Annotated in this window: 11 protein-coding genes; 9 read left to right on the top strand and 2 right to left on the bottom strand. The window is 58.3% G+C overall.

Annotation, left to right across the window (positions count from 1 at the left end):
• Positions 1-59 precede the first annotated feature (59 nt).
• Positions 60-1,169, top strand: a complete 1,110-nt coding sequence (locus tag AB7S84_RS13985; protein ID WP_428155149.1) for an ABC transporter permease — start codon at positions 60-62, stop codon at positions 1,167-1,169.
• Between the two features lie 18 nt (positions 1,170-1,187).
• Positions 1,188-2,819 (top strand): TolC family protein, encoded by a 1,632-nt coding sequence (locus AB7S84_RS13980; protein ID WP_428155146.1) that lies wholly within the window; start codon positions 1,188-1,190, stop codon positions 2,817-2,819.
• On the opposite strand, the gene AB7S84_RS13975 is transcribed toward AB7S84_RS13980, so the two are convergent.
• Positions 2,765-3,430, bottom strand: a complete 666-nt coding sequence (locus AB7S84_RS13975) for an alpha/beta fold hydrolase (protein ID WP_428155144.1) — start codon at positions 3,428-3,430, stop codon at positions 2,765-2,767. The genes AB7S84_RS13980 and AB7S84_RS13975 overlap by 55 nt on opposite strands.
• Positions 3,431-3,603: 173 nt before the next feature.
• On the opposite strand from AB7S84_RS13975, the gene AB7S84_RS13970 reads away from it, so the two are divergent.
• The gene (locus AB7S84_RS13970; protein ID WP_428155141.1) at positions 3,604-4,113 is read left to right on the top strand and encodes a type 1 glutamine amidotransferase domain-containing protein; all 510 of its coding nucleotides are present in this window, start codon (positions 3,604-3,606) and stop codon (positions 4,111-4,113) included.
• A 3-nt stretch (positions 4,114-4,116) separates the two neighbouring features.
• Here the strand turns inward: AB7S84_RS13970 and AB7S84_RS13965 are convergent, their stop codons facing one another.
• Positions 4,117-5,106 carry an aldo/keto reductase gene (locus tag AB7S84_RS13965; protein ID WP_428155139.1) on the bottom strand — a complete coding sequence of 330 codons (990 nt, stop codon included), beginning with the start codon at positions 5,104-5,106 and terminating at the stop codon, positions 4,117-4,119.
• 407 nt (positions 5,107-5,513) lie between these two features.
• Between AB7S84_RS13965 and rfbB the strand changes: the two genes are divergently transcribed.
• The 6 genes from rfbB to AB7S84_RS13935 all read left to right on the top strand — a co-directional run.
• Positions 5,514-6,581 (top strand): dTDP-glucose 4,6-dehydratase, encoded by a 1,068-nt coding sequence (gene rfbB / locus AB7S84_RS13960; protein WP_428155137.1) that lies wholly within the window; start codon positions 5,514-5,516, stop codon positions 6,579-6,581.
• Positions 6,578-7,480, top strand: a complete 903-nt coding sequence (rfbD, locus tag AB7S84_RS13955; RefSeq protein ID WP_428155134.1) for a dTDP-4-dehydrorhamnose reductase — start codon at positions 6,578-6,580, stop codon at positions 7,478-7,480. Before rfbB ends, rfbD begins: the two co-directional genes overlap by 4 nt.
• Positions 7,477-8,364 carry a glucose-1-phosphate thymidylyltransferase RfbA gene (rfbA, locus tag AB7S84_RS13950; RefSeq protein ID WP_428155132.1) on the top strand — a complete coding sequence of 296 codons (888 nt, stop codon included), beginning with the start codon at positions 7,477-7,479 and terminating at the stop codon, positions 8,362-8,364. The genes rfbD and rfbA overlap by 4 nt, the downstream gene beginning before the upstream one ends.
• Complete coding sequence (gene rfbC, locus AB7S84_RS13945; protein ID WP_428155130.1) at positions 8,361-8,909, top strand: dTDP-4-dehydrorhamnose 3,5-epimerase; 549 nt, start codon at positions 8,361-8,363, stop codon at positions 8,907-8,909. The genes rfbA and rfbC overlap by 4 nt, the downstream gene beginning before the upstream one ends.
• Positions 8,910-9,048: 139 nt before the next feature.
• On the top strand, positions 9,049-9,867 hold the full coding sequence (locus AB7S84_RS13940) for an ABC transporter permease (protein WP_428155128.1): 819 nt from the start codon (positions 9,049-9,051) through the stop codon (positions 9,865-9,867).
• Positions 9,857-10,686: ABC transporter ATP-binding protein (locus tag AB7S84_RS13935; RefSeq protein ID WP_428155126.1), on the top strand; the 830-nt coding region annotated here is incomplete at its 3' end. The genes AB7S84_RS13940 and AB7S84_RS13935, both read left to right, overlap by 11 nt.

Below are 10,686 nucleotides of genomic sequence, written 5' to 3'. Positions count from 1 at the left end.
TCTTCCTGACCCTGTGCGGCCTCAAGTCCAAGAAACGATTGGATTAGAGAGGTCAGGGTATGATTCACCGCATTGCCGCACTGATCGTCAAGGAGTTTCTGGCCCTCTTCCGCGACAAACGGAGTCGGCTCACCGTTGTGGTTCCTCCCATCATCCAGCTTTTCGTGTTCAGCTATGCGGCCACCTACGATCTCGAAAAAGTGCCCTACGCGGTTTACAATGAGGACCCCGGCGCCTTCTCCCGCGCGTTGACGGCACGACTGGAGGGGTCGCCCCATTTCAGAAAGGTGGCGGTGATCACCCGGGAAGCCGAAATCGCACCCCTGGTGGACGCCCGACAGGCGCTTCTGGTGATCCACGTGGACCGCCGCTTCAGCCGGGACATCCTGAAAGGTCGGTCGGGGAAGATCCAGGTCATTCTCGACGGCCGCAATTCCAACACGGCCATGATCGCCCTCAACTACATTCGAACCGTGGTCACGGCCTACGGCGACGAACTCGTCCGGACCGCCGGCATCAGGGGATTCCCCGCCGTTCTCGAGACCCGGACATGGTACAACCCCAACCTGGAGAGCCGCTGGTTCATCGTTCCCGGGATCCTCGGCATCATCACCCTCCTCGTAACCCTGATCACGACAGCCCTTTCGGTGGCGCGGGAGCGGGAGCAGGGCACCTTTGACCAGCTCCTGGTGACCCCGCTCCGGCCGGTGGAGATCCTGATCGGGAAATCGATCCCCGGATGCGTCATCGGGCTGGCGGAGGGAACGGTTTGCCTGTTGGCGGCCGCCCTCTGGTTCAAGGTGCCTCTCCGGGGGAACCTCCTCATGCTCTACGGCGGACTCGGCCTTTTTCTGTTGTCGGCAGTGGGCGTGGGACTTCTGATTTCATCGCTGTCGGTCACCCAGCAGCAGGGGCTTCTGGGCGTTTTTCTCTTCATGGTGCCGGCCGTGATTCTATCGGGTTTCACCACCCCCATCGGCAACATGCCGGTTCCGGTTCAGCACCTCACCCGCCTCAATCCCGTTCGGTATTTCATGGTGGTGCTCCGGGGCGTGTTCCTGGAAGACGCCCCGCCGTCCGTTTTTTTCGCCCAATTCTGGCCCATGGCCCTCATCGCCCTGGCAACCCTGAGCCTCGCCGGATGGCTTTTCCGGCACAGAATCGACTGACCGAAAGGAAGGCCCGATTTGGAAACCCATCAAGGAGACCGCCACCGCAGCCCCCTGAAAACATCGATTGTCCGGCTTGCCGGCAGCGTACGCGCAAGCACCGTGCTGCTGGTCCTTCTGATCGCCCTCCTCCCGACCGGGAAGGCCCTGGGCCGGGAAGCGCTGCTCGGGCTTCGGGATGCCGTCGCCACAGGACTTCGACAGAATCTGGACCTCGAAATCCAGCGTCTCGACATCCCCTTGAAGCGGCAGGACGTGATCTCGAACGAAGCGGTTTTCGATCCGGCCGTCGAAGCCGCTCTCTCGGCTGCGGATCAAAAATTACTGACAGGCGTCATCCTCTACGGCGACGAAACTCAGCACACCCGCGAAATCAGCGCCGGCATAGGCATCCTGAAGCGGTTTACCACCGGACTCCAGTCCCGCCTTGCCTTTGAAACCCTTCGGGTCGAGGACAATTTTCTCGCCGACGCCCTCGACCCCAAATACCGGAACCTCATCGTCCTCCAGCTGACCCAGCCCCTCCTCCGGGATTTCGGCACCGATGTCAATACGGCGGCGGTTCAGGTGTCGAAAAATCGCGTAGAACTGTCGGTTGCGGACTATATGGCCCGCAGCCAGATGCTTGCCGGAGAGATCGAACGGATCTACCTCGACCTGGCCGGCGCCCTCGCCGTTCTCGAATTCCGCATTCAGTCCCGGGAACTGGCGGAGACACTGGCGGCAGGCAACCAGCGACGGCTCGCCCGCGGCATGATCTCCGTCACCGAGGTGGACGAGGCCCGTACCGCCGTCGTCGATCGGGACGAAGCCGTGATCCGGGCCCGTCAACAAGTGGAAACGCTTGAGAACCAACTCAAGGACCTTTTGGCGATCGCGCCTGCCGATCCGCTTTATGACGCGGATATCCGGACCCCGCCCATCCCCGCCACAGTTCTGCCCGGCCCCGAAAGAAATGCGGCCCTCGAAACCGCTCTGAACAAGCGCCCCGACTTGAAAGGCATTCGCATCGCCCGAGAGAACACAGAGATTCTGACCGACTACTACCGGAATCAGAAAAAGCCCCAGGTGGATCTGGTGGCCTCGGCAGGGGCCAACGGCCTGTCAGGACACGACCGCCCGGTGGCGATCCTCGGCGGGCCGCACACCTCCTCCCTCACCGGGGATTACGGGGACGCCTTCACCAGTCTCTTCCGGGACGGCGGCTACCAGTTGTCGGCGGAGCTCCGATTTCACTATCCCCTCGGCAACCGGGCCGCCAGGGCCCAGTACCGGAAAAACCGCATCGAGCAGCGCAAAATCGAGCTGTTGATCGATCGGACGAAGCGTCGGATCGACACCGAAATTCAAAACGCCCTGGTAATCGTGGATCGGAGCCTGGAGCGGGTTCAGGCAGGAGAGCGCTTTGTGGGGCTTTCGGCAAAAACCCTGGACCAGGAGACAACCCGCCTCAACAGCGGCCTCTCCGACACCTTCCGCGTCCTCGACTACCAGGAAAAGCAGGTGTCGGCCCGGATCCGGCACGTCATGGCCCTCACCGACTACCGGAAAGGGTTGGCCCGGCTCCACCAGGCCATGGGCACCAACCTGGAACGCTACGACATCCTGGTTTCAGTGGACAAATCGGCGTTGGGCTTACCGGAGGACTGAGTGCCGGCACCGCCGGGTCCGATGAAACAGGTCGTGACAAATTCCAGAAGCACCTGATTGAACCTTTCGGGATCGCTCAGGTACGAAGCATGGGTGCCCCCGGGAATGACGATCTTCCGCCCATTGGGCACGGAGGCCGTCAGAAGATCGGCGTTCTCCATGGGAACGAGATCGTCCTTTTCACCCCACAGGGCAAGGACCGGAAAGGTCAGACGCTGCAGATACGCCTGGTATTTGCGGATTCCCCGGGAGGCCGCGGACACGAAGCCCCTGACCCGATCCGGACGCTCCAGAAGAAGTGGGAATGCGTACCATCCGCTGAACGAGGCCGCAACAATCACTGCAGCCTTTATCTCCAGCGCATCCAGGATAGGACCCAGGATCCGGTCCTCCCGTTTTTCGCTCGGCGCCGACTGTCCGTATCCCGGCAGATCGACGGCCACCGCACGAAAACCAGCCTCGCCCAGAGCGGTGATCGTCCCGGTTTTACGCCACGTGTCGGCGCTGAAGCTTTTGCCGTGCAACAGGACAATGGTATCGGCGGACGCACCCGCCGACAGAAAGTGAACAGCCTTTCCCTCAACCGGTATGACATGGGATTCGATATTCATGGCGACAGTCCTTTCTTTGACATTGACAACCAGATTCGGCCGGCCTGGCCTTCAGCGGCGGAATACGGCATGATTTTAATTCCCCTCCCGCATATAATGACTATAATATATATTTCAGGAGAAAACCAATCTTTGGACCGGGGGCGGAGCCCCCATTACCCGGGAGGTTTGTTATGAGTCATATCGCTGTCATTATGGATGAATGGTTTGAGGATTCCGAATACACCGAACCGGCCGAAGCCTTCAAGGCCGCAGGTCATCGCCTCACCGTCGTCGGCCTTGAAGCCGGCAACACGGTAAGAGGAAAAAAGGAAAACACACCGGTCGTTATCGATCTTGCCGTCGGAAAGGCCCGCGTGGACGATTTTGACGCACTGCTCATCCCCGGCGGCTATTCGCCGGACAAATTGAGGGCGCATGAGGCCCCGGTGGAATTCGTCAGGGAATTCGTGAACAGCGGGAAACCCGTATTCTCCATCTGCCACGGCCCCCAGATCCTCATCACGGCGGACGTGGTGAAGGGCCGGAAGATGACAGGCTGGAAATCCATCGCCCAGGACATTCGGAACGCCGGCGCCGAATTCCTGGACCAGGCAGTCGTGGTGGACGGCAACCTGGTCAGCAGCCGCTTCCCCGGCGACATCCCGGCGTTTATCGAGGCGTCGCTGGAGATGCTCTCCTAGATTTCACGCTTCCCGGACAGCCGGCGCCATGAACTCCGGCCCGACGGGATCCGTGATGGTCTGATTCAGGATCTTCCGGATCTGCCGCCTGCCGTAATCACCAATGACCCATCCGACGGCGTCCCTGACCGGCGTGATCTGTTCCGGACGGCGGGCGCCCCATACGGCGATCTCCGCCCCCTGGTCCAGGACCCACCGGACGGCCATCGGCAGCAGACCCCGATTGTAGCGGTCCCGGGCGAGTTCCGCCAGTTTTTCCGCCGCCGCAAGATATTGCCGGAAACGGTCCCCCTGGAACTTGGGGTCATGATTCCTGAGATCATCGCCTGCAAAAACCCTGTCCGAACGCATGACCCCGGATAGGAGGCCCCGGCAGAGCACGCCATAGGCCATCAGTGCAATGTTGCGGTCCCTGCAGTACGCCGTCTCAGCCGCCTCGATACCGCGTTCGAAAAGGTTGTACGGCAACTGGGAGAGATGAAGCGGTGAAAATTTCTCGAACTCGGCCATCTGGTCGGATGAATAATTGCTCACCCCGACCGCCCTGATCTTTCCCTCGTAAAACAGCTCCTTCATCGCCTCGGCGGTCTCTTCCGCCGGAACCTGCGAATCGGGCCAGTGAACAAAATAGATGTCGATGTAATCGGTCTGAAGGCGCCGGAGGGAATCCTCCAGGTCTTTTTTGATTCGGCCGCGGGTCGCATCGCGGAACACGCCGCGATCGTCCCACGCGAGGCAGGCCTTGGTGGAGATGAAAATGTTCCGACGGTTGTTGTACTCATGGAGCGCCTTGCCCACGATCTCTTCCGACCGTCCAAACCCATACACCGGCGCGGTGTCGATCAGGTTGATACCCTCTTCGAGAGCGGCGTGAATGGTCTGAACGGATGTCTTTTCGTCGGTTCCGCCCCACATCCAGCCGCCTATGGCCCACGTGCCCAGGGCGATGCGCGAAACGCGCATATCCGTTCCCGGCAAAGTCGTATACTCCATAGAAAATCCTCCTTTTTGCTTGTCGTGAGAGCGTGTCCTCTGTTTAGCATATGGCATACCTTCCAATGCCGCAACGCTCCCCTCACTAAATATTGGCCGAATCCGGCGCCGGATCAAATGGGGGAAATCCAGTATTTGTGGTTGTCATGCACGTTAGGGCCGGGTAAAGAAGGAGACGCGCATGTATTTTTCCCTCTGGAAAATCCGGTAACCGAAAGGGCATTGACACTGCTTCCCATTTAACGTAAAAGTTAAGTTTTCGGAGAATTCTGTTCAACAGCATCCTGTTTCCAAAACGCCGAAACAGGGGCATCTCCGCACACAACACGCTTCAATGTCGTTTGCAGCGGATACATCAGGATGACCTGGAACGTCATCAATCGATAAAAGGACAAAAGGGTTACCCCATGATTCTGGTTACCGGCGGCGCCGGGTTTATCGGCGCGAATTTCGTTTTGGACTGGCTGGCGGCATCCGATGAACCCGTTATCAACCTCGACAAGCTGACCTATGCCGGCAACCTGGAAAACCTCGCATCCGTCGTCGATGATGAGCGGCACATTTTCATTCGGGCCGACATCGGCGACCCTGAACAGGTCGCCGGATTGCTGAAGCGGTATCAACCCCGGGCCGTCGTCAATTTCGCCGCCGAATCCCATGTAGACCGATCCATTCACGGCCCCGAAGACTTCATTCAGACCAATATCGTCGGAACCTTCCGGCTTCTGGAAGCCGTGCGCAGTTACTGGGACAAGCTGGGAAGTTCACGGAAACATGCCTTTCGTTTCCTCCACGTTTCCACGGACGAGGTATACGGATCCCTGAGGGCCGGTGCTCCCGCGTTCAGTGAAACCCATCGTTACGAACCCAACAGCCCCTATTCGGCCAGCAAGGCCGCCAGCGACCATCTCGTGCGGGCTTACCACCATACATACGGCCTGCCGATGCTGACCACCAACTGTTCCAACAACTACGGGCCCTATCAATTCCCCGAAAAACTGATCCCCCTGATGATCATCAACGCCCTGGCGGGGAAACCCCTGCCGGTTTACGGCGACGGTCGGCAGATCCGCGACTGGCTGTACGTCAAGGATCACTGTCGGGCCGTCCGGCACGTGCTGGCCGAAGGCTCCCCCGGAGACATATACAACATCGGCGGATGGAACGAAAAAGCCAATATCGACATCGTGAACATCGTCTGCGGCCTGCTCGACGAATTGCGCCCCCGGACGGACGGGAAACGCTATTGTGAGCAGATCGCATTCGTCACCGACCGCCCCGGCCATGACCGCCGGTATGCCATCGATGCCCGGAAAATTGAGCGGGAACTGGGATGGAAGCCGGCCGAAACCTTTGAATCGGGCATCCGGAAAACGGTGATGTGGTATCTGCAAAACCCGGACTGGATCGACAATGTCCATTCCGGCGCCTACCGGGCGTGGATCGAAAAGAATTATGCGGAGCGAAACCGATGAAGGTCCTGCTATTCGGAAAGAACGGCCAGGTGGGTTGGGAGCTGCAGCGCAGCCTGGCACCACTGGGCGAGATCATCGCTCTGGGTTCCGGCAGCGAGGAGCTGTGCGGGAACCTCACCAACCTGGAAGGCGTCGCCCGAACCGTTCGGGCAGTCGTTCCGGACGTGATTGTCAACGCCGCCGCCTATACGGCTGTCGACAAGGCCGAAAGCGAGGGCGAGCTTGCCCGGACCATCAATGCCGCGGCACCCGGCGTGCTCGCGCGGGAAGCCCGACGCTGCGGTGCCTGGCTGGTTCACTACTCCACAGACTATGTTTTTGACGGTTCCGGCGAGACGCCCTGGAGGGAAACCGACCCCACGGCCCCCTTGAACATATACGGCCGTACCAAGCTGGAAGGTGAACAGGCCGTTATCGCCGGCGGCTGCCGGCACCTGATCTTCCGCACCAGCTGGGTCTACGGCACGCGAGGGGCCAACTTTGCCGGAACCATTATCCGGCTGGCCCGGGAGCGGGAAGCCCTCACCGTGATTGACGATCAGTTCGGCGCCCCCACCGGTGCCGAACTGCTGGCGGATGTGACCGCCCACGCCCTCCGAGCGGTTTTCAACAACCCGGATCTGGGCGGCTTGTACCACCTGGCGGCGGGCGGCGAGACCACATGGCACGGCTACGCGGTTTTCATCCTGGAATATGCCCGCCGGGCCGGAATGAAACTGGCGGCGTCTCCCGAAACCGTCGCGCCGGTACCGACCAGCGATTTCCCGCTGCCCGCACGCCGCCCCCACAATTCACGTTTGAACACCGCCAAGCTGCGCGCCGCCTTCAACCTGAATCTGCCCCACTGGCAAGCCGGTGCGGCGCGCATGCTTACTGAAACCCTGGAGGCACAATCATGACCCGGCGCAAAGGCATCATCCTCGCCGGCGGATCCGGCACCCGGCTCTATCCGATCACGCTCACCATATCGAAACAACTGCTGCCGGTATACGACAAGCCGATGATCTATTACCCCCTCAGCACCCTGATGCTGGCAGGGGTCCGCGACATCCTGATCATCTCGACGCCGCAGGATACGCCCCGCTTCAGGGATATGATCGGCGACGGCGAAAAATGGGGCATCGATGTTCAATATGCGGTTCAGCCCTCTCCCGACGGCCTGGCCCAAGCCTTTACCATCGGACGTGGTTTCATCGGCAATGACGATCCCGTCCTGATTCTGGGCGACAACATTTTCTACGGCCATGATCTGGCGGTGAAGCTGGAACGGGCGGCGGCCCAGAGTCAAGGCGCCACCGTGTTCGCCTACCATGTTCAGGATCCGGAGCGATACGGGGTGGTCGAGTATGACGCTGATCTGCGCGTGCGGTCCATCGAGGAAAAGCCGGCGAATCCACGGTCAAACTATGCCGTCACCGGCCTCTACTTCTACGACAATCAGGTCGTCGACATCGCCGACAACCTGGAGCCGTCCGCCCGGGGAGAACTGGAGATCACGGACGTCAACCGGATCTACCTGGAACGGGGAAAGCTCAACGTGGAAATCATGGGGCGGGGGTATGCCTGGCTGGATACCGGCACCCACGACTCCCTGCAGGAGGCGTCTTCCTTCATTTCCACCCTGCAGAAGCGGCAGGGGCTGATGGTGTCCTGTCCCGAAGAGATCGCCTGGCGCAAGGGATGGATCGATGCGGCACGGATCGAAAAACTGGCTCACACCATGGCCAAAAACGGGTACGGTCAATACCTTCTCCGCCTGCTGAAGAAAGGATGGGCCCTGTGAAAGTAACCCCTGCCGCCGGTATCCGGGAAGTCCTGATCATAGAACCCAGGGTGTTCGGGGATGAGCGCGGCTTCTTTTTCGAAAGTTTCAATCAGAAAATCTTTCAGCAGGCCACCGGCCTGGAGGTTGCGTTTGTACAGGACAATCACAGCCGATCCGGCCGAGGCGTCCTGCGAGGACTGCATTATCAGATCCGACAGCCCCAGGGCAAACTGGTGCGGGTCGTCTCCGGGGCGGTGTTCGACGTCGCCGTGGACATCCGCAGGTCCTCCCCCTTCTTCGGCCAATGGGTCGGCACGGAGCTCACGGAATCCAATCATCGCCAACTCTGGATCCCGCCCGGCTTCGCCCACGGATTTCTGGTGCTGAGCGACAGTGCGGACTTCCTGTACAAAACCACGGACTATTACGCCGCTGAATTCGAGCGCTGCATCGCCTGGAACGATCCTGAAATCGACATCCGGTGGCCCATTGAAACCCCACCGACGCTTTCATCCAAGGACAAAGCAGGAATCCTTCTGAAACAGGCCGAGGTATTTGCGTGAGCCGCCATACCGCCTCCCGCACTGTTCCACAGCATATGTCATAATCAACCATCTGTATTCATTCCGGGAAAACCTCAACCCCGATCATGCGGATTTTCAGACATAAAACAGACATGAATCATAAGAAGATTTTTGGATAATGCAAAATTTTCCGATTTCACCAAAGGAGATGATCGCCGGTTTCTGGCGCAACCGCAGTCTGATCCTGGCGCTTTCCAGACGGGAAGTGGTCGGCCGCTACCGAGGGTCATTCCTGGGTATTTTCTGGTCTTTTTTCCATCCGCTTTTCATGCTGGCCGTGTTTACCTTCGTGTTCAGCGTCGTTTTTCAGGCCCGATGGGGCGGCGGCAGCGGTTCGAAAACCGAGTTTGCCCTGGTGCTTTTTGCCGGCCTTATCGTGTTCAACCTGTTTGCCGAATGCATCAACCGCGCACCGGGCTTGATCCTTTCAAACGTCAATTATGTCAAGAAGGTCGTCTTCCCGCTGGAGATCCTTCCCTGGGTGGCCCTGGGCTCGGCGATGTTTCATGCCGTCATCAGCCTTGGCGTGTGGCTGATCGCATATGCGTTTTTATTCGGGTTGCCGCATGTCACCTCTCTTCTGCTGCCATTGATCTTCTTTCCCCTTGCCCTGCTGGTCATGGGGCTTTCCTGGATGCTGGCCTCCCTGGGGGTATACCTGCGCGACGTGTCCCAATTCGTCAGCATTCTGACAACGGTGCTCATGTTTCTCTCCCCTATCTTTTATCCGGCTTCCGCCCTGCCTGAAGCATACCGGTCGTTTCTGCTGATGAACCCGTTGATGCCGGCCATTGAACAAACCAGAGACGTCCTGTTCTGGGGCAGGATTCCCGATATGACCTTTCTGAGCGTCTATTTTCTGTCCGCAGCATGTATTGCGTGGCTGGGGTTTGCCTGGTTTCAGAAAACGCGCAAGGGGTTCGCCGATGTCCTCTGAAATCGCCATCAAAGTCGAAAATCTCAGCAAGTGTTACCAGATTTACGACAATCCGCGGGATCGCCTGAAACAGTTTGTCGTCCCCAGGTTGAAGCGGGCCCTTGGCCGGCAGCCCAACAACTATTTTCGGGAATTTTGGGCGCTCAGGGATGTCTCATTTGAGGTCAAACGCGGGGAGACGGTCGGGATTATCGGGCGGAACGGTTCCGGTAAATCAACACTGTTGCAAATGATTTGCGGAACATTGTCACCAACTGGTGGATACGTAAAAACGAATGGTAGAATAGCTGCGTTACTCGAGCTTGGATCCGGTTTTAATCCTGAGTTTACCGGCCGTGAAAATGTTTACATGAATGCCGCTGTGATAGGTTTAAGCAAGCAAGAAATCGATGCCCGAATTAATGACATCGCTGCTTTTGCCGACATTGGCGATTTTATTGAACAGCCGGTTAAAAGCTATTCAAGTGGTATGTATGTACGTTTGGCCTTCGCTGTGATTGCTCATGTGGATGCGGATATTTTGGTTATTGACGAAGCATTAGCCGTGGGAGATGCTTTTTTTACACAAAAATGTATGCGCTATCTTCGAAAGTTTATGAAGACTGGAACCGTGCTTTTTGTAAGTCATGACACTGCCTCTGTAAGAAATCTTTGTACACATGCCATCTGGTTGGAAAAAGGGAATATATTGCAGCAGGGTGTGCCAAAAGATGTATGTGAAAACTATTTGGAAGCTTTTTTTGAGGCCCAACAAGGCAAGAGTACAACAACTCGTATCAAGGCACCCCCTCTTGTGAGACCAATTCTATCTCCCAAAGA

The sequence above is a fragment of the Desulfococcus sp. genome (genome assembly GCF_050178255.1).
GTDB classification, from domain to species: Bacteria; Desulfobacterota; Desulfobacteria; order Desulfobacterales; family Desulfococcaceae; genus Desulfococcus; species Desulfococcus multivorans.
This window is presented reverse-complemented; position numbering and strand designations above follow the sequence as displayed.

Coding starts and splice junctions, on each gene's coding strand:
- AB7S84_RS13985 (WP_428155149.1), top strand. CDS start 60: ATGATTCACCGCATTGCCGCACTGATCGTCAAGGAGTTTCTGGCCCTC.
- AB7S84_RS13975 (WP_428155144.1), bottom strand. CDS start 3,430: ATGAATATCGAATCCCATGTCATACCGGTTGAGGGAAAGGCTGTTCAC.
- AB7S84_RS13970 (WP_428155141.1), top strand. CDS start 3,604: ATGAGTCATATCGCTGTCATTATGGATGAATGGTTTGAGGATTCCGAA.
- AB7S84_RS13965 (WP_428155139.1), bottom strand. CDS start 5,106: ATGGAGTATACGACTTTGCCGGGAACGGATATGCGCGTTTCGCGCATC.
- rfbB (WP_428155137.1), top strand. CDS start 5,514: ATGATTCTGGTTACCGGCGGCGCCGGGTTTATCGGCGCGAATTTCGTT.
- rfbD (WP_428155134.1), top strand. CDS start 6,578: ATGAAGGTCCTGCTATTCGGAAAGAACGGCCAGGTGGGTTGGGAGCTG.
- rfbA (WP_428155132.1), top strand. CDS start 7,477: ATGACCCGGCGCAAAGGCATCATCCTCGCCGGCGGATCCGGCACCCGG.
- AB7S84_RS13940 (WP_428155128.1), top strand. CDS start 9,049: ATGCAAAATTTTCCGATTTCACCAAAGGAGATGATCGCCGGTTTCTGG.